At 70.2% G+C, this 18,086-nt stretch carries 13 protein-coding genes and 2 pseudogenes; 6 read left to right on the top strand and 9 right to left on the bottom strand.

The genetic code is table 11. From position 1 onward, the window contains the following. Positions 1 to 326: 326 nt before the first annotated feature. Positions 327 to 731, bottom strand: a complete 405-nt coding sequence (locus ACWER9_RS19240) for a cobalamin B12-binding domain-containing protein (RefSeq protein ID WP_357348740.1) — start codon at positions 729 to 731, stop codon at positions 327 to 329. 477 nt (positions 732 to 1,208) lie between these two features. Here ACWER9_RS19240 and ACWER9_RS19235 point away from each other — a divergent pair, with 477 nt between their 5' ends. Beyond that, positions 1,209 to 1,916: a M23 family metallopeptidase gene (locus ACWER9_RS19235; protein WP_357348738.1), complete on the top strand. Its 708-nt coding sequence runs from the start codon at positions 1,209 to 1,211 to the stop codon at positions 1,914 to 1,916. Positions 1,917 to 2,189: 273 nt separating this feature from the next. After that, a complete protein-coding gene (locus ACWER9_RS19230) occupies positions 2,190 to 2,957 on the top strand; it encodes a M23 family metallopeptidase (RefSeq protein ID WP_452303111.1) in 768 nt (255 codons plus the stop codon). Positions 2,958 to 3,088: 131 nt separating this feature from the next. Here ACWER9_RS19230 and pcrA read toward each other — a convergent pair whose 3' ends face one another. After that, positions 3,089 to 5,530, bottom strand: a complete 2,442-nt coding sequence (pcrA, locus tag ACWER9_RS19225) for a DNA helicase PcrA (RefSeq protein ID WP_452303110.1) — start codon at positions 5,528 to 5,530, stop codon at positions 3,089 to 3,091. Between the two features lie 326 nt (positions 5,531 to 5,856). Here pcrA and ACWER9_RS19220 point away from each other — a divergent pair, with 326 nt between their 5' ends. After that, complete coding sequence (locus tag ACWER9_RS19220) at positions 5,857 to 6,246, top strand: chorismate mutase (protein WP_452303109.1); 390 nt, start codon at positions 5,857 to 5,859, stop codon at positions 6,244 to 6,246. A gap of 164 nt (positions 6,247 to 6,410) precedes the next feature. Here the strand turns inward: ACWER9_RS19220 and ACWER9_RS19215 are convergent, their stop codons facing one another. The 7 genes from ACWER9_RS19215 to ACWER9_RS19185 all read right to left on the bottom strand — a co-directional run bounded on the left by ACWER9_RS19215 (position 6,411) and on the right by ACWER9_RS19185 (position 14,615). After that, entirely contained in the window at positions 6,411 to 7,424 is a 1,014-nt protein-coding gene (locus ACWER9_RS19215) for an ABC transporter ATP-binding protein (RefSeq protein WP_452303108.1), read from the bottom strand. Next, positions 7,417 to 8,445, bottom strand: coding sequence for an ABC transporter ATP-binding protein (locus ACWER9_RS19210; RefSeq protein ID WP_452303157.1), 1,029 nt, complete (start codon positions 8,443 to 8,445; stop codon positions 7,417 to 7,419). The genes ACWER9_RS19215 and ACWER9_RS19210 overlap by 8 nt, the downstream gene beginning before the upstream one ends. 25 nt (positions 8,446 to 8,470) lie before the next feature. Then, entirely contained in the window at positions 8,471 to 9,442 is a 972-nt protein-coding gene (locus tag ACWER9_RS19205) for an ABC transporter permease (RefSeq protein ID WP_452303107.1), read from the bottom strand. After that, entirely contained in the window at positions 9,435 to 10,361 is a 927-nt protein-coding gene (locus ACWER9_RS19200) for an ABC transporter permease (protein ID WP_452303106.1), read from the bottom strand. Before ACWER9_RS19200 ends, ACWER9_RS19205 begins: the two co-directional genes overlap by 8 nt. Positions 10,362 to 10,509: 148 nt before the next feature. Continuing rightward, the gene (locus ACWER9_RS19195; protein ID WP_452303105.1) at positions 10,510 to 12,147 is read right to left on the bottom strand and encodes a peptide ABC transporter substrate-binding protein; all 1,638 of its coding nucleotides are present in this window, start codon (positions 12,145 to 12,147) and stop codon (positions 10,510 to 10,512) included. A gap of 582 nt (positions 12,148 to 12,729) precedes the next feature. Beyond that, the gene (locus ACWER9_RS19190) at positions 12,730 to 13,416 is read right to left on the bottom strand and encodes a response regulator transcription factor (protein WP_357349311.1); all 687 of its coding nucleotides are present in this window, start codon (positions 13,414 to 13,416) and stop codon (positions 12,730 to 12,732) included. A 2-nt stretch (positions 13,417 to 13,418) separates the two neighbouring features. Then, positions 13,419 to 14,615: a PspC domain-containing protein gene (locus ACWER9_RS19185; protein ID WP_452303156.1), complete on the bottom strand. Its 1,197-nt coding sequence runs from the start codon at positions 14,613 to 14,615 to the stop codon at positions 13,419 to 13,421. A 214-nt stretch (positions 14,616 to 14,829) separates the two neighbouring features. On the opposite strand from ACWER9_RS19185, the gene ACWER9_RS19180 reads away from it, so the two are divergent. The 3 genes and pseudogenes from ACWER9_RS19180 to ACWER9_RS19170 all read left to right on the top strand — a co-directional run. Further along, the gene (locus ACWER9_RS19180; protein WP_452303104.1) at positions 14,830 to 16,638 is read left to right on the top strand and encodes a PspC domain-containing protein; all 1,809 of its coding nucleotides are present in this window, start codon (positions 14,830 to 14,832) and stop codon (positions 16,636 to 16,638) included. After that, positions 16,635 to 16,865 (top strand): annotated as a pseudogene (locus ACWER9_RS19175) (hypothetical protein); the annotation flags it as partial. The gene ACWER9_RS19180 and the pseudogene ACWER9_RS19175, both read left to right, overlap by 4 nt. Before the next feature lie 589 nt (positions 16,866 to 17,454). Continuing rightward, positions 17,455 to 18,086, top strand: a pseudogene (locus ACWER9_RS19170) (phosphatidylserine decarboxylase); the annotation flags it as partial.

The following is an 18,086-nucleotide window of genomic DNA, read 5'->3' as shown; positions in this document are numbered from 1 at the left end:
CTAGCGAGGTCGGCACCAGCGGCAACCGAGCGGGTGCACGGTGTGCGGTAATGCACAACCGGACATCAGGCGTGGCCGGTTTCCGGCCACGACCGGGTCGACGTCCACCGTCCGGGCGATGTTGGCGGGGTTGCGTAACCCTGCCGTGGGGGCGTCGTTGAGTCAGGTGTCGGAGCGCTGAACAGCGCAACGACGGGATACGGCCGATGCCCTGTCGGTCGAGGGGTGGCGGCGGGGCATCGTGCATAGAGGGGCCGGACGTGTGAGGGGTGCGTCCGGCCCCTCCCCCGTGCCCTCGTCCGGTCGCCGCAGTGGACCGGAGTGTCTCAGGAGACCGGCTGGGCCACGTTCTCCCGGACCCACTCGACGATCGACTGGGTGGTGGCGCCCGGCGTGAAGATCTTCGCGACGCCCAGCTTCTCCAACTCGGGAATGTCGCCGTTCGGAATGATGCCGCCGCCGAACACGACGATGTCGCGGGCGTCCCGCTCACCGAGCAGTTCGAGCACCCGCCGGAAGAGCGTCATGTGCGCGCCGGAGAGGACGGACAGGCCGACCGCGTCGGCGTCCTCCTGGATGGCGGTCTCCACGATCTGCTCGGGGGTCTGGTGCAGGCCGGTGTAGACGACCTCCATCCCGGCATCCCGCAGGGCGCGCGCAACGACCTTCGCGCCCCGGTCGTGGCCGTCCAGGCCAGGCTTGGCGACGACGACCCGGATACGAGAGCTCATCAGCGCACACCTTCCACCGGCTTGACGACCTTCACCCTTAACGAACGGTAACCCGGCGGACCCGGCCCGGGGAAATCCGGGTTCCGCCACCGGCCGCCATCCGACGCGTCCACCCGTCGACCCGGCGGGGTCCGGCCTGGCACGGCCGCCGCCGCGCTCCTGGTCGGCCGGTCGAGACCGTCCCGGCGCTGTCCGGAGTCAAGCCGGACGAGTCCGCCGGAACGGTCACGCTCGGCGACGAACGGGCAGCGACGGGGGCACCGTTCGGCGACGCGATGCATGACAATCACGGACGCAAACGGACAGATCGACACGCCAATTTTTCGCTCTAGCTTGTGACTCGCCTGGTGGTTGGCTAACGTGTCCACGGTTGTCATCAGGTCCATGGACGGGTGACGACGCGGTCAGCGGACATCCCACTGGAGCTTCAGGGGGCGCCCACCGGCCGCTTCGGAACCCCGACAACGGAGGGTGTGCGTGCGCCAGCGCCTGTCGTCTGAGCCCGATCGATATCGCGGTCGCCGCCGCGTACCCACCCCACCCCGCAGCCGTTACGCCGCTGTCGTCACCACCGCGTTCGTCGGGGCCGGCATCGTGGCCCTCGGCGCGAGCGCCCTGCCGGACGCCAAGGACGTCAGCCCGACGGTCCTCGACGAGCTCAAGCAGGCGTCGGTCACCAGTCAGGACGCCGCGGCCCGTGCGGACAACGCCGACCGCGCCTCCCGCGACAGCCGCAGCGAGGACAGCGCCGAGCGCGAAGTCTGGCTGCTGCCGCTGCAGGGCTACGACTTCAACTCCCCGTACGGGGTGCGCTGGGGCAAGATGCACACCGGCGTGGATCTGGTCGCCGGCGAGGGCACTCCCTACGTCGCGATCCACGACGGGCTGGTCACCAAGGCCGGCTGGTTCGGCGGGTACGGCAACGCGGTGATCGTGCAGCACGCCGACGGCAGCGAGGCCATCTACGGCCACTCCTCCGCGGTGAGCGTCAAGGAAGGCCAGCAGATCAAGGCGGGCGACCAGCTCGGCCTCGTGGGTCAGACCGGCCACGCGTACGGCACGCACCTGCACCTGGAGATCCATGTCAAGGGGCAGCCGGTCGACCCGGTGCCGTACCTCCAGGAACGCGGAGTGGACATCAAGCTGCAAGTCGAGGCAATTTACAGCGAGGCAGCCGCCTCCTGACGCTGCGTGACGACCGTTGACCGCCCGGATCTGTCGATCCGGGCGGTTCTGCGTTGTCCGGTCCGAGGCCGATGTGTCCCGGACCACAGCGGCGACTGTGGCCGACACCATACCCCAACATGATCACTTTTACCGATTTACCGCCGCAGATCGGGTCATATCCGGGCACTGGTGGCCCGCCCTCCGTCCGGGTGTTCGGTCCCCGCGGCTGCCCCACCTCGGCCCGACACCAGTATTTCGAGGTCAAGTGCCCCTCGACTGTGAAGGTCCGCCGTGCAGGAAGACAGCCCCGTCCAGAACGAGAACACCCCCGACACCAGCCAGACCGGGCATCCGCAGCGCACCGGCCGGCGGAACCGGCTCATCGTGCTCGGGGCCGCCGCCCTGGTAGCGCTCGGCCTCGGCGGTGTCGCCGTCGCCACCAGTGGCACCGACCACCCGACACCCGCCGCCGTCTCCCTCGACGCGCAGTCCCGCGCCGAGGCCGCGAGCCGGGCCGACCGCTCCGTCCGTGAGTCGAGCACCCCGGCCACGCCCTCGCTCAGCCCGACGCCGAGCCCGTCCCCGGTCACCACCAGCCCGGCCCCCACGAAGACCGCCGCCAAGGCCAAGCCGAAGCCGAAGAAGACCACCAAGCCCACGCCCGCCTGGGTCGACCCGATGCCGGGCGCAGCCGTCACGTCCTGCTACGGGCAGCGCTGGGGCACCCTGCACGCCGGTATCGACCTGGCGCTGCCCTCCGGCACGCCGATCCACGCGGCGGCCGCCGGCACCGTGACCCAGGCCGGCGACGCCTCCGACGGGTACGGCAACTCCGTCTTCATCGACCACGGCAACGGCTACCTGACCCACTACGCCCACCAGAGCCGCATCGCGGTCACCGTCGGCCAGGCGGTCAAGGCCGGCCAGGTCATCGGGTACGAGGGCGCCACCGGCGATGCCACCGGCCCGCACCTGCACTTCGAGGTGCACCAGGGCATGTGGAACCAGATCGACCCGGCTCCGTTCATGCGGGCACGCGGCGTCGACCTCGGCTGCTGACCGCACACCCCCACCCGGCCCGGCGCGGTCCGGGCGCGCAAAATCATGGAAAGAGTGGCCTCAGCGGTGCCTGAGGCCACTCCTTTCCATGATTTGCTGCGATCTTGCGGGGCCAACTGCGGCGGTAGTGGTCAGAGCTTGTCGACCGGGGCGTGCCGGAGCACCAGCCACATGGTCTGGTCGCCGAAGTCGATCTGCGCACGGGCACCCGGGCCGTGCCCCTCGACGGCGAGCACCCGACCCAACCCGTACCGCTGATGGTTGACGCGGTCACCCGCAGACACCTTCGGCCCCTGCGGCAGCTCGCTCGCCGTGGTCAGCCGGCTGGCGTCCACGCCGAGCCGCTGGGCCAGCTGGGCCGCCTTCGGCGTGCCCCCGGTGAAGGTGCCACGGCCGCCGGGCGCGCGGTCCGCCCGGCCGCCGACGCCACCGCCCCCGCCAGCCCACGAGGTGTACGACCCTTCGGTGCGCTCCCAGTGCACCAACTCGGTCGGCAGCTCCTCCAGGAAGCGCGACGGCGGGTTGTAGGACGGCTGCCCCCAGGCCGAGCGGGTCACCGCCCGGGAGAGGTAGAGCCGCTGTCGGGCGCGGGTGATGCCCACGTACGCCAGTCGGCGCTCCTCTTCCAGCTCGCGGGTGTCGCCGAGCGAGCGAAGGTGCGGGAAGACGCCGTCCTCCAGCCCGGTCAGGAAGACCACCGGGAATTCGAGCCCCTTGGCGGTGTGCAGGGTCATCAGGGTGACGACGCCTTGGTGAGGCACGGCGTCGTCTGCCTCGGTGCAGTCAGGCGACGAGCCGGGCTGCGCAGGAATCTGGTCGGCGTCGGCCACCAGCGCCACCTGCTCCAGGAAGCCGGCCAGGGTGGCCCGCTCGCCCTCCTCGCCGAGCGCCTCGATCCGCTCGGTGTACTCCCGGGCGACGCTCACCAACTCCTGGAGGTTGTCCACCCGGCCGGCGTCCTGCGGGTCCAGGCTCTCCTCCAGCTCGGTGAGGTAGCCGGAGCGGGTCAGCAACGCCTCCAACACCTCCTCCGGGGTGCCGGTCTCGGCCAGCTCGCGGGCGCCGTCGAGCAGCGCCACGAAGTCGGCGATGCCGTTGGCCGCCCGACTGGAGATGCCCGGTGCCTCCCGGGCCCGCCGCAACGCCGCCCCGAACGAGATCCGGTCGCGGCTGGAGAGCGCCTCGACGCACGCCTCGGCGCGGTCGCCGATCCCTCGGCGCGGGGTGTTGAGCACTCGCCGCAGGCTCACCGTGTCGTCGTCGTTGACCACCGAACGCAGGTACGCCAGAGCGTCGCGGACCTCCTTGCGCTCGTAGAAGCGCACCCCGCCGACCACCTTGTACGGCAGGCCGACGCGGATGAACACCTCTTCGAAGACGCGGGACTGGGCGTTGGTGCGGTAGAACACCGCGACGTCACCGGGGCGGGTCTCGTCGGCGTCAACCAGCCGGTCGATCTCCCGCGCGGCCCAGTCGGCCTCGGCGTGCTCGGTGTCGGCCACATAGCCGACGATCTGCTCACCGGCGCCGGCCTCGCTCCACAGCCGCTTGGGTTTGCGGGAGGTGTTGCGGTCGATCACCGCGTTGGCCGCGTTGAGGATGGTCTGGGTGGAGCGGTAGTTCTGCTCCAGCAGGATCGTCCGGGCGTCGGTGAAGTCCCGTTCGAACTCCAGGATGTTGCGGATTGTCGCACCCCGGAACGCGTAGATCGACTGGTCGGCGTCGCCGACGACACACAGCTCGGCGGGCTCCAGCCCGTCGGTGCCGGAGACCAGCTCCTTGATCAGGACGTACTGGGCGTGGTTGGTGTCCTGGTACTCGTCCACGAGCACGTGCCGGAACCGCCGGCGGTAGCTCTCGGCGACGTGCGGGTGGGACTGGAGCAGGTGCACCGTGGTCATGATCAGGTCATCGAAGTCCAGGGCGTGGGCCTCACGCAGCCGGCGCTGGTAGAGCGTGTACGCCTCGGCGAGGGCCCGCTCGTTGGGCCCGGTGGCCCGGGCCGCGAACTGCTCCGGGTCGACCAGCTCGTTCTTGAGGTTGGAGACCTGGGCCGCGAGCCCACGTGCCGGGTAGCGCTTGGGGTCGAGATCCAGCTCGCGGGTCACCAACTGCATGAGCCGGCGGGAGTCGTCCGCGTCGTAGATCGAGAACGTCGACTTGAGGCCGGCGTGCTCGTGCTCGGCACGCAGGATCCGCACGCAGGCCGAGTGGAACGTCGACACCCACATCAGGCGGGCTCGGGGGCCAACAAGGGCGGCGACGCGCTCCTTCATCTCGCCGGCGGCCTTGTTGGTGAAGGTGATCGCGATGATCTCACCGGGATGCACGTCCCGGGCGGCGAGCAGGTAGGCGATCCGGTGCGTGAGCACCCGGGTCTTGCCGGACCCGGCGCCCGCCACGATCAGCAGGGGCGAGCCGGCGTGGCTGACGGCGTCGCGTTGCGGCCCGTTCAGCCCGTCGAGCAACTGCTGCGGATCGAGGCGCGCGGCGGCCGCCCCGGGTCGGTGCGGGCGGGCCGGCGCGGACTCCGGCGCAGGCGGGGACGCGGGGATGTCGAAGAGAGGATGCATCGCCCGACAAGTCTATGCCGCCGGCCGGACACTGTGCCTCCGGCGCTCAGCAGCTCGTGCCCGACGGCGCGCACCACCGCCCGGTACGCCAGCAGGTGAGAAAGGTGCCCGTCGCGCCGCGGAATGCTTGCGTACGCGGCGACGACGTGGGCATACTCGACGGCGTGATCGCTGAGCGCTACTACTTTTACTATGGCACCGGGAGTCCCGCTGCCGTAGGTCGCGCCTGATCGATTCAGACCTGCTAAAGCCCCGGGCTCCTGGAGTCCGGGGCTTTTTCCGTCCCAGGTTCCGGGCACCGGGCACCACACTGCGAGAGGTACCCGATGATGACAGACGTGATGGAGCAGAGCGGCAGCCCGACCCGACCGGGTCAGCCTGCGGCGCAGGAGGCTGAGCCGGCGGTGGCCACCCCGCCCACGGGTGGGGACGCCGAGCCGGCCGAGCAGCAGACCGGCACCCAGGAGCCGTCCGCCGCCGCGCGGATCGTGCAGATCAGGGAACGGATCGACGAGATCGACCACGCGTTGATCACGCTCTGGCAGGAGCGCGCCGCGTTGTCCCAGGAGGTCGGGGTGACCCGGATGGCGTCCGGTGGGACCCGGCTGGTGCTCTCCCGGGAACGGGAGATCCTGGAGCGGTTCCGGGTCGCGCTCGGTGCCGACGGCACCCAGTTGGCCCTGCTGCTGCTCCGCGCCGGCCGCGGCCCGCTGTGAGCCGTACCGGCAGGCGTTGAGGCGACCTGGAGCCCACCCTGCGCGACGCACGGCCCGCCGACGCCGCGTTGGCTGGCGGAGGGCCGCCGCGCGGCAGATGAAGGCTCGGCCAGACGAAACCGCCTGCCGTCGTCGTGGTGACGGCGGCAGGCGGTTTCGGTGACTCACACCTCGTGAGTGGCGACGATCTCGCGCTTCTCCGCGAAGTGGCAGGCGCTCGGGTGGTCCGAGCCCCGCCGGATCTCCAGCAACGGAACCTGCTCGGCGCAGACGTCCTGCGCCTTCCAGCAGCGGGTCCGGAACCGGCAGCCCGAGGGCGGGCTGATCGGCGACGGCACGTCACCCGTGAGCCGGATGATCGTCTTGTTGTTCCGCTGCGTCGGGTCCGGCACCGGCACCGCGGAGAGCAGAGCCTGGGTGTACGGGTGGGTCGGCCGCTCGTAGATCTCGTCCTCGGTGCCGATCTCGACGATCTTGCCGAGGTACATGACCGCGACCCGGTCCGACAGGTGGCGAACCACCGACAGGTCGTGCGCGATGAAGACGTAGGAGAGCCCGAACTCGCCCTGCAACTGCTCCAGCAGGTTCATCACCTGGGCCTGGATGGAGACGTCGAGCGCCGACACCGGCTCGTCGCAGACGATGATCTCGGGGCGCAGCGCGAGGGCACGGGCGATGCCGATGCGCTGACGCTGACCGCCGGAGAACTGGTGCGGGTACCTGTTGATGTGCTCCGGGTTGAGCCCGACCAGGTCGAGCAGTTCGCGGACCTTGGCCCGGCGGCTGCCCTTCGGCGCCACCTCCGGGTGGATCTCGAACGGCTCACCGAGCAAATCACCGACGGTCATCCGCGGGTTCAGCGAGGTGTACGGGTCCTGCATGACCAGCTGAATCTGCCGGCGCAGGCGTCGCAGCGCCCCACCGGAGAGCGAGGAGATGTCCTGACCCTTGTAGACCACGTTGCCAGCGGTCGGCTTCTCCAGGTTCATCAGCACCCGGGCGAGCGTCGACTTGCCGCAGCCGGACTCGCCGACCACACCGAGCGTCTCACCGGCGCGCAGATTGAACGAGACCCCGTCCACGGCCTTGACCTGACCGACGGTCTTCTTGAACACCACACCCTGCGTGACGGGGTAGTGCTTGACCAGGTCGTTGACCTCGAGGATGTTCTCAGACACGGTTCACCAGCTCCTCGGCGAAGTGGCAGGCGCTGGCCCGGGAGGCGCCGACCTGCAGCAGCGGCGGGACCTTCTCCCGGCACACCGGCTGAGCCATCGGGCACCGCGGGTTGAACGGGCAGCCCGGCGGGATGTTCATCAGGTTCGGCGGGAGGCCCTTGATCGTCCGGAGCTGCTGCCCCTTCTCGTCGAGGCGCGGGATGGAGTCGATCAGACCGATCGTGTACGGGTGCGCCGGCTTGGCGTACAGGTCGTACACGTCGGCTTCCTCGACGATCCGGCCCGCGTACATGACCGCGATCCGGTCCGCGACGTCGGCGACCACGCCGAGGTCGTGGGTGATCAGGATCATGCCCATCTGGCGCTCACGCTGAAGCTCCGCGAGCAGGTCCATGATCTGGGCCTGCACGGTCACGTCGAGCGCCGTGGTGGGCTCGTCCGCGATCAGCACCTCCGGGTCGAGCGCCAGTGACATCGCGATCATCGCGCGCTGCCGCATACCGCCGGAGAACTGGTGCGGGTAGTTGTTGAACCGACCCTTGGCATTCGGGATCTTGACCTGGTCGAGCATGTCGATCGCGCGCTTCTTGGCCTCCGCGCGACCCATGCCCCGCCGGACCCGGAACTGCTCGGCGATCTGGAACCCGACGGTGAAGACGGGGTTCAGAGCGGAGAGCGCGTCCTGGAAGATCATCGCGATGCCCTCGCCGCGGATGCGGCGGCGCTCCTCGGCGGACATGCGCAGCATGTCCTTGCCGTGGAAGCGGACCTGCCCACCGGTCACGAAGCCGGGCGGCGTGTCGAGGATGCCCATGATGGTCTGCGCCGTGACGCTCTTACCGGAGCCGGACTCGCCGAGCACGGCGAGGGTCTCCCCCGCGTCGACGTGGTACGTGACCCCGTTGATGACCTTTGCGACGCCGTCCCGGGTACGGAACTCCACCCGCAGGTCGTCGACCTCGAGCAGCCGGCCGGAGGGACGCCCGGACCTGCCGGGCCCCGACGCGGACTGCTCGGACACGAGAATGTCGGACACTGGATATCCCCTAGCGGAGTTTCGGATCGAGGGCCTCGCGGACCGCCTCACCGAGCATCACGAAGCTCAGCACTGCGGTGACGAGGAACGCGGCGGGGAAGAACACCAGCCCCGGCGCGACCCGGACGAACTGCTGCCCATCGCTGATCATGATGCCCCAGGACACCACCGGCGACTTCAGACCGACGCCCAGGAACGACAGGGTGGCCTCGGCGCCGATGAAGGAGCCGACCATGATCGTGCCGTAGACCAGCAGCGGGGCCAGACAGTTCGGCAGCAGGTGCTTGAGGATGATCCGGCCGGTGCCGGCACCCAGCGCGCGGGCCGCGACGATGTAGTCGGCCTCCTTGGTGGCAAGCACCGAGGAGCGCATCAGTCGCATCACGACCGGCCAGCTCAGCACGATCAGGGACGCGGTCACCAGGCCCATGATCTGGTTCTTGCTGTTGCCGGAGCCCGACCCGTTGAAGGTGGTCAGGATGACGATCGCGCCGAGCACGAAGGGCAGGCCGAAGAAGACGTCGGCGATCCGGCTGAGCAGCGCGTCCACCCAGCCACCGCGGTAGCCGGAGATGATGCCCATCGTTCCGCCGATGAGCAGGGTGCCCACCACGGAGAGCACGGCGACCTGGATGGACGCACGCGCGCCGTAGATGACCCGGGCGTAGACGTCGCGGCCCTGCACGTCGTAGCCGAACCAGCCGTCGGCGCCCGCCTTGTTGAGGCTGCGGGACAACGCGCCGGTCTCCGGGTCGCCGCCCGGAGCGAACAGCGCCGGGAAGGCCGCCATCAGCAGGAAGAGCACGATCAGCGTGGCCGAGATCCAGAACAGCGGCTTGCGTCGCAGGTCCCGCCAGGCGTCACCGAGCAGACCGCGCGGCTTGTCGTTGCTCTGCGGCTGGCCCGCGGTGGCGGGGGCGGCAGAGTCGGTCGGGTGTGCGCCAGGGGTGCTGACGATCGATGCGGTACTCGGGTCACTCATAACGGATCCTCGGGTCCAGGGCGGCGTAGAGCAGGTCAACCAGCAGGTTCATCACGAGATAGACCAGCACCAGGACGACCACGATGCCTACCACCGTGGCGCTCTCCTTGGTGATGATCGCTCGGAACACCTGGCGGCCGATTCCGTTGATGCCGAAGATTCCCTCGGTGACGATCGCGCCACCCATCAGGGCACCGAGGTCGGTGCCGAGCAGGGTCACCACCGGGATGAGCGAGTTGCGCAGCAGGTGCACGCCCACCACGCGGCGCATCGGCAGGCCCTTGGCGATGGCGGTGCGCACGTAGTCCGCGCGACGGTTCTCCGCGATGCTCGTTCGTGCCACCCGGGCGATGTACGCGACTGACGCGCTGCCCAGCACGAAGCCCGGCACGATCAGCTCGGACCACCGCATCTCCGAGGAGACGGTCGGCTTGATGATGCCCCACTGCACACCCAGCAGCCACTGCAGCACGAAGCCGACCACGAAGACCGGCAGCGCGATCAGGAAGAGGGTGGAGACCAGGACCAGGTTGTCCAGGAAGCCGTTACGCCGCAGACCGGTGAGCACGCCGGCGCCGAGGCCGATGACCGCTTCGATGGCAAGCGCCACGAGAGCCAGCTTCAGGGTGTTCGGGTACGACGTCAGGATGATGTCGCTGATCTCGCGCTGCGAGAACGTCTGACCGAAGTCGCCCTGGAGCAGGTTCTTCATGTAACTGCCGTACTGCACGAAGACGTTCTGGTCGAGGTTGTACTTCTCGGTCATGAAGGCGATGTACTGGTCCGGGCAGCGACGCTCGCCGCACTTGCCGGCGAACGGATCGCCCGGAACGGCCCAGACGAGCCAGTAGATCAGGAACGTCGTACCGATGAAGACCGGCACGAGTTGGAGCAGCCGTCTCAACAGATAACGGCCCATGGGGTGGTCCTCCAGACAGGGGGCGCGTCGGACGGCCGACACGGTGGTGACAACGTGCGAGTGGAGTGTTGTAACACCCAGTCGCGGAACGGCCCCGGGTCGGGCTCACCGGATGTGGCGAGCCCGACCCGGGGTCAGACCGTTCGGATCAGAGCTCGACCGAGGTGATGTCGATCTCGCCGACGTTGTTCAGCTCGAGCTTCTTGATCTTCTCCGAATGGCCGGACTGCTGGCCGTAGAAGTAGACCGGGATGCTCGGGACGTCCGCGTCGACCTTCTCGACCGCCTTGGCGAACGCCTCGTGCGAAGCCTCCAGGCTCGGAGCGCCGCTGGCCTGCTTGGCGAGCGCGTCGACCTCGGGGTTGCTGTAGAGGCCGTCGTTCGAGGACCCGTTGGTGACGAAGAGCGGGTTGACCCAGTTCTCCACGTCCGGGTAGTCCTGCTGCCAGGCAGCGCGGTACGGGCCCTTCATCTTGTGGGCGTTGATGTTCTGGCGGAACACCGCGAAGGTGGGCACACCCTCGGCCCGGGCGTTGATGTTGAGGTTGGTCTTGATCTGCTGCGCGACGGCGTCCATCCAGTCCTTGTGGGCGGAGTCCGCGTTGTAGTAGAAGACCATCTCACCGGTGAAGCCACCGGCCTCGGCGAGCAGCGTCTTGGCCGTCTCCGGGTCGAACTTGCAGGCGGTGCAGTTGCCCGGCTTGGCGCCCGGGGTCAGCGGGTTCGCCCAGCTGTCGGCCGGCTTGCGGGTGCCGAAGAAGATCTTGTCCGAGATCTCCTGCCGGTTGACCGCAAGCGACACCGCACGACGCAGCTTCGGGTTGGCGAAGCGCTTGTCGTAGATCGGGAACGCGATGAACGCGGTCGACGGCGTGACGGTCGAGCGGCCCCGGTCACCGAGGTCGGTCTTCCACTTGTCACCGGCGAGCGCCGAGGTGGGGACAACCTCCATGAAGTCGAGGTTGTTGGCCAGCAGGTCGGCGTAGGCGGCGTTGTCGTCCTGGTACAGCTTGACGTCGACGTCCTTGACCTTCATCTTGTCGCGAAGGTTGTAGTCGTCGAAGCGCGTCAGCTTGATGAGGGCGTTGTCGTCCCACGACACGAACTTCACCGGGCCGTTACCGATCGGCTTGCGACCGAACTCCTCGGGCTTCATGGTGAAGAAGGCGTCCGGCAGCGGCATGAAGGCGCTGTAGCCGAGCTTGGTCGGGAAGACAGCGGTCGGGGCCGCCAGGGTGACCTCGAAGGTCTGCTCGTCGATGACCTTCAGGCCGGACAGCTCCTTGGCCGTCGGCTCGGGGGCCTTCTGCGGGCCGTCCGCGCCGTCCGGGTCCGAGGTGTAGGTCTTGTCGAAGCCCGCGATGTCCGCGAAGAAGGTGCCGTTCTGCGCGCCGTTCGGCGAGTAGGCGGCCCAGTTCCAGGCGTCGACGAAGTTCTTCGCCTTGACCTCGGTACCGTCGTGGAACTTGGTACCGGCCTTGATCTTGATCGTGAAGACCTTGGAGTCCGTGGTGTTGATGGACTCCGCAAGCGCGTTACGCGGGGCCCCACCGTCGTTCGGGTACTCGACCAGGCCGGTCCACATCCAGTCGATGATCTTGCCGCCGCCGGTCTCCGTGGTGTTCGACGGGACCAGCGGGTTCTCCGGCTGGACGCCGTGAACAACGATCGCGCCGTCCGCGCTGGCGGCAGTGTCGCCGTCACCGCCGCTCGAGCAACCGCTCGCGACAAGCGCGGCAGCCGCGCTGAGCGCGATAGCGCCCGTCGCCCGCTTCGAGACTCTCATTCCGAGGGGCCTCCTCTTTCTAACCAGGTTCCGTCGTGGGTTTCACGCACGTTTTTGGGGGTGACACCGCCCGACCACCCCGGGGCGCGGGTCGCCGGGACCACAGGGAAGTTGGGGACACCCCTGATGTTCCGATCCGCCGGGCTCCCCACCAACGAGGCGTGACACGACGCAATCGACACAGCCACGGGCCGCCGTTACCGGCGGAAAACGTGGTCGTGGGGCGTACGGAGTGCCACACACCGATGGTGAGGTGCTGCCACTGTGACACCCACTGGCCGCTTCCGTGAAGGTGCCGTTATCAAGCCGTTAGTTGCCCGCCACGTTGCCGATACTTGAAAAATGATCATAAAACGGTCGCCGCAGACGTCACTGAGCAGGAAATACGTTGCGCCACCCGTGCAGCAGGCCTCGACGGGTACACGAGCCCCGGGCCCATCCGGACCCGGTGGGACGTCCGTCACCACTCATGTTTCGACCCGTCCGGATGAGGGCGCGTAGGGCTACCCGGGCACGATCACCGGCTGGGTGTACGAGGGTGCGCCGGACGTTTCTCTGATCCTCGCCGACACCGACCCACGGTCAGACGAGCCGGCGGTCCGCCGCCCAACGGGAAAGCTCGTAGCGGTTGGACATCTGAAGCTTGCGCAACACGTTCGACACGTGCGTCTCCACCGTCTTGATGGAGATGAACAGCTCCTTGGCGATCTCCTTGTACGCGTACCCCCGGGCCAGCAGCCGCAGCACCTCCCGCTCACGGTTGGTGAGCTGGTCCAGCTCCGGGTCGGCCACCGGTGCGTCCGGTCGGGCCGCGAAGGCGTCGAGCACGAACCCGGCCAGCCGTGGGCTGAACACGGCGTCCCCGTCGGCCACCCGACGGATCGCGGCGGCCAGCTCGTCCGGGGAGATGGTCTTGGTGACGTAGCCGCGGGCACCGGCACGGATCAGCCCGATCACGTCCTCCGCCGCGTCGGAGACGCTCAACGCGAGGAACTTGACCTGCGGGTGCGTACGCCGCATCGCCTCCAACACCGCGCGACCGCCACCGTCGGGCATGTGCACGTCGAGCAGCACCACGTCCGGGCCGACGGCGGCGATCCGGGTGACCGCCTCGGCCACCGTGCTCGCCTCGCCCACCACCTCGACGTGGGCGCCCAACTCCGCGCGCACCCCGGCTCGGAACATGGCGTGGTCGTCCACCAGGAACACCCGCAGCCGCTCGGGGCGGGCACCCGCCGGGTCGAGGTGCTCGGTCGACTGCTCGGCCATGGTCATCTGTTCCTCTCCGCTGCGGACGAGTCCCGGGAGATCGGCAGGATCAACCGGACCTCGGTCCCCTCCCCCGGGCCGGACCGGATCTCGGCCCGTCCGCCGTGCCGCTTCATCCGCCCGATGATCGAGCCGCTCACGCCGTGCCGGTGGTCCTCCACGGTATCCGGATCGAAGCCCTTGCCCCGGTCCCGGACGAAGACGCTTACCTGATCCGGCTCCACCTCGGCGTAGAGCGACACGGTCTGCACGCCGGCGTGCCGGGCGGCGTTCACCAACGCCTCCCGCGCGGCCGCGACGAGCGCGCCGACCTTCTCGTCGGTCTCCCGGTCCCCCACCACCACCGTCTCCACGCTGATCGCGAAGGTGTCCTCGACCTCGGCGGCGGCCTGTTCCAGGGCGGCGGCGAAGCGCTCGCTCGGCGAGGCGGTCGGCTTGTAGAGCCAGTTGCGCAGGGACCGCTCCTGCCCCCGGGCCAGCCGCTGCACCGTCTTGACGTCGCCGGCGTTGCGCTGGATCAGGGCCAACGTGTGCAGCACCTGGTCGTGCACCATCGCCGCCAGCTCGGCCCGCTCCTGCTCGCGGATGCGCCCCTCGCGCTCCGAGCGGAGCTGGTTGTACGTCCGCCAGAGCACCGGCGCGGCGACCACACCGACACCCGCCAGCCCGACCAGTGCGAAGATCACGCCGTTGATCACCGCGTCGAAGTTCTGTGCCGGCGAGTAGACGGCCGCGACGCCGATGATGCCGACCGCGACCAGGATCCCCCCGCCGATGAACCGGAGCACGAAGGCCCGCCGGTCGCTCTCCTCGACGACCGCGCCGAGCCAGGGCACCGGCATCGTGTCGCCCCACTGTCGGCGGCGCTCGGGCGCGGACTGGTGCCAGATGACCCCCGCGCCGACCGCGATGATCGCCACCAACCAACCTGCGGTGCCCGCCGCGCCCACCGAGTCGAAGACCATCACCTGGATCAACAGGACACCGAGCCCGATCCCCACGAACGGGAGGAGTTGGGCCACATCCCGCCGGGGCGGCACCGCGGTGTCGCCGGGCCGCAGCGGCACCACCGCCCAGAAGGCCGCGTAGAGCAGCAGGCCGAGCCCGCTCAGCCCGAGCAGGACCATGAACGCGACGCGTACCCGCAACACCGAGATGCCGAGATGGTCGGCGATGCCGGCGGCGACGCCGGCGGCCATCCGGTGCTCCGGGGCGCGGTAGAGGCGCGGGGGCGAGGTCACGGTGCTGATCGGAGGCTCCCTGGTGACAGGTCGAGGTGGGTGACTCGATCGTCACACGCTGCGGCGTCCCCGACCACGGGGACGCCCCCGACATTCCGGCCGCCGGATCTCAGGGTGGGGTCAGGGTCGGGTCCTGAGGTCGTTCGGGTTGACCGGGCAGCAGGATCGAAGCATGACCGAGGAAGCTGCCCCGCCGCCCCGACCGGGGTCGGCACAGCCGGGCGGTTCAGCACCGCCCCCGCCCACCACCACGCCCACCGACCGGACCGACCCCGGCACGTTCGGGCCGCACGCTGGCACCGACGCGACCGCCGGCACCGCACCCGGCGGTCCGGAGGACCGCTACGGGCCACCCGCGGCGGGCTACGGCCCAGGCCCCGGGTTCGCGGCGGGCACCGGTTACGGCCCGGGTGGTCCCGGTCCGTCCGCGCCGCCACCGCCGCTTGGCGGCACCGGCTTCACCTCACGGTACGGACTGGTCCGGCCGCGCGAGGGGCGGTACCTGGCCGGCGTCTGCGCGGCGATCGGTCGCGCCACCAACACCGATCCGGTGCTCTGGCGGGTGCTGCTCGCGGTGCTCGGGTTCTTCGGGGGCATCGGCATCCTGGTGTACGTCGCCGCCTGGCTGATCATCCCGAACGAGGGCGACACCGCGTCCCCCGTCGAGTCCATGCTCGGGCGCGGTCGCTCAAGCATGTCGCCGGTGACCGTGATCATCCTGGGCATCCTGGTCGCGGCCAGCTTCGCGTACATCGTCACCGACGCCTTCCGCGCGGTGCTGCTCGGCGCGGCCATCCTGGTCGCCGGCGCGCTCCTGCTCAATCGGGACAGCCGCTTCCCACGGCCCGGCACCCCGGGTGGCCCCCCACCCACCGTGCCACCCGGTAACCCGGCCGGCCCGGTCGTCCCGCCGGTGGCCTGGCCCGCACCGTCATATGGCGCCGCGCCGTCCACCGGCCCGGCGGTGACACCGCCGATGTTCAGCACCAACCCGGCGTACCCCGCAGCCACACCCGGGGCGGCACCCACCGTCACCATTCCGGCGTACGACACGCCACCGGCAGGTGGTCCGCTGCCGGCCGCCGCGACGCAGCCGGTGACCGGGGCGGGTGGGGTGACCGGGGTGGGCCTGGCCTCCGGGCAACCCGCCGACACGACCGCTGCCCAACCCGACTGGCCGAGCACCGCCATGCCCAGCGCCGGCTGGCCGTCGGCACCGGTGAGCGGCACACCCACCGCCCCGGCCGGCTACCCGACCGCCCCGCCGCCCTCCGGCTACCGTCCCCCGTTCGCGCCGCACGGCCCGTACGCTTCGCCGACCGCGGCCGCGCCTCCGCCCCGCAAACCGCCCAAGCCGCCGAAGCGCCCCAAGGAGCGCTCGCCGCTCGGCGCGGTGACCTTCTCACTGATCTTCCTGGTGCTCGGTCTGGTGGCCCTGCTCGACCTGCTCGACGTCTTCGCGGTCAGCGCCTCGGCATACTTCGCGGCCGCGTTGGCCACGATCGCACTGGGGCTGCTTGTCGGCACGTGGTTCGGTCGGGCGCGCTGGCTCATCGCGCTCGGTCTGGTCACCGCGGCGGCGCTGGCTACGGCGACAGTCGCCGAGTCCTACGACCGGGTGCGCGGCGTCGACGGCGCGGTGACCTGGGCGCCCACCGACTACCGCGACCTGGCGGACCGCTACGAGAACAGCTTCGGCGACGCCGTTCTCGACCTGCGCGGGATCGACTTCGCGAAACGGGACAGCCAGGTGACGGTGGCCGTGAACTTCGGCCAGGCGACAGTTGTCGTACCGCCGAACGTGGACGTCACCACCGTGGCCGACGTCAACGCCGGTGACGCCACCATCTTCGGCAACCGCTCCGGCGGGCTGGACGGCCGCCTCCGGGAGTTCACCGACGTCGGCGCGGACGGGCCCGGCGGCGGCACGCTGCGCCTCTACATCCATGTCAATGCCGGCAACCTGGAGGTGACCCGGTGAAGGCTCACCGCACAGATCTGGTGTCGTTCGCCTTCGGGCTCGTGTTCCTGGCGCTGTCCGCCTGGTGGTTACTCGCCCAACTGCTCGGGCTCTCGCTACCGCCGGTCGGCTGGTTCCTGGCCGGCGCGCTCATCCTGATCGGGGTCTTCGGGCTGGTCGGCGCGCTGCGCTCGGGTCGGCCGAACCAGCCGGACCCGGCCGCCGAGGCCGCCGCGCCCGTCTCCGGCCCGCCCGTCTCCGGCCCGCCCACGTCCGGTGCGCCCGTGCCGGTCTCCGGTGCCGCCACGTCGACCTCCGGCGTGGCCCTGCCGGCCTGGGAAGCCGAACGGTCCACCTGGGACGCTCCCTCCAGCGACCCGACGCTCGTCTCGCACCCGACGCTCGTATCGGACCCGGCGCTCTCCTCGGACCGGGCGGTGGAGACGCCGACCTCCGACGTGATCCACCCGGCCTGGTTGGCACACCCGCCCTCGGAACCGCCGACCGAGCCCATCACCGGGCCACCTGCCAAGGGCGACGAGGAGCCGACCGTCGGGATCGGCACCCCTCCGTCCGAGGGCGACGAGCCGACCCGGCCCAACCACCCGGTCGGGGCCGCCGACGACCAGCCGGGCGACGAGCGGGACAGGCCGGGTAGGGAAGCCTGACCTCGGGCGCCTGGCCGCGTCGGCCCACCGCATCCCCACGGCGGTGCGGCCGACGCGGACGGACGCATATGCTGGTCGGTGGAGATCTCGCCTCCGCCGGCCGGCCCGTCCCGCCCATGGCGGTCCCGCCGCGATTCCCGTCTCTACCCCCGTCAGGAGCCCGCCCGACATGACCCAGTCCCCCGCCGTGCGTACCACCGGCCGGTCCGGTCCGGTCCGCATCGGCGAGCGCGCCGCCCGTACCCTCGTCGCCGAGCTGGCCCGCATCAACGACGCGAAGGCCGCCCTGCTGGTCGGGGCGAACCCGGACTCCGCGGTGCTGGCCGCGGCGATCGAGGCGCTGCTCCCCGGTGACCGGCTCACCGTGGTGCCCACCGAGCCGTTCGGCGCTGCGGCGCTCCGCGAGCACGTCAACGCCCAGGGCCGTTGGGTCGCCGACCGGGTCAACGTCGTCGACTCGCTTGCCGAAGCCGAGGCCGCCGCGGTCGTCATCGCCGGTGAGGCGTTCACCGGCACCGCCGAGGCGACCCGCAGCGGCATCGAGGGGTTGGCCAAGTACCTGACCGACGGCGCGGTGTTGAGCGTCGCGACCGTCACCACGCCCGGCCGGACCGAGGGCGCCGCGGCCGAGTTGGCCCGACAGGACGCCCTCTACGGGGTCGGCGCGGATCTGGTGCTGCGCAACTCGCCGCCGGTGCGGGTCTACCGACTGCGGTTCACCCCGGCCAGCCCGGCCGCAGCCGACAGCCTGGCCCCCGCGTACCGGCCGTCGAGTGTGCCGCTGACCCGGGGCATGCACAT

The sequence above is a fragment of the Micromonospora sp. NPDC003944 genome (assembly GCF_053605225.1).
The sequence above is the reverse complement of the archived record's forward strand: the minus strand, read 5'-3'. Positions and strand labels throughout refer to the sequence as shown.

Excerpts from the sequence above, each read along its gene's own strand:
- pcrA (WP_452303110.1), bottom strand. The coding sequence starts at position 5,530 with ATGCATCCTCTCTTCGACATCCCCGCGTCCCCGCCTGCGCCGGAGTCC.
- ACWER9_RS19240 (WP_357348740.1), bottom strand. The coding sequence starts at position 731 with ATGAGCTCTCGTATCCGGGTCGTCGTCGCCAAGCCTGGCCTGGACGGC.
- ACWER9_RS19205 (WP_452303107.1), bottom strand. The coding sequence starts at position 9,442 with ATGAGTGACCCGAGTACCGCATCGATCGTCAGCACCCCTGGCGCACAC.
- ACWER9_RS19185 (WP_452303156.1), bottom strand. The coding sequence starts at position 14,615 with ATGGCCGCCGGCGTCGCCGCCGGCATCGCCGACCATCTCGGCATCTCG.
- ACWER9_RS19190 (WP_357349311.1), bottom strand. The coding sequence starts at position 13,416 with ATGGCCGAGCAGTCGACCGAGCACCTCGACCCGGCGGGTGCCCGCCCC.
- ACWER9_RS19180 (WP_452303104.1), top strand. The coding sequence starts at position 14,830 with ATGACCGAGGAAGCTGCCCCGCCGCCCCGACCGGGGTCGGCACAGCCG.
- ACWER9_RS19220 (WP_452303109.1), top strand. The coding sequence starts at position 5,857 with ATGATGACAGACGTGATGGAGCAGAGCGGCAGCCCGACCCGACCGGGT.
- ACWER9_RS19195 (WP_452303105.1), bottom strand. The coding sequence starts at position 12,147 with ATGAGAGTCTCGAAGCGGGCGACGGGCGCTATCGCGCTCAGCGCGGCT.
- ACWER9_RS19200 (WP_452303106.1), bottom strand. The coding sequence starts at position 10,361 with ATGGGCCGTTATCTGTTGAGACGGCTGCTCCAACTCGTGCCGGTCTTC.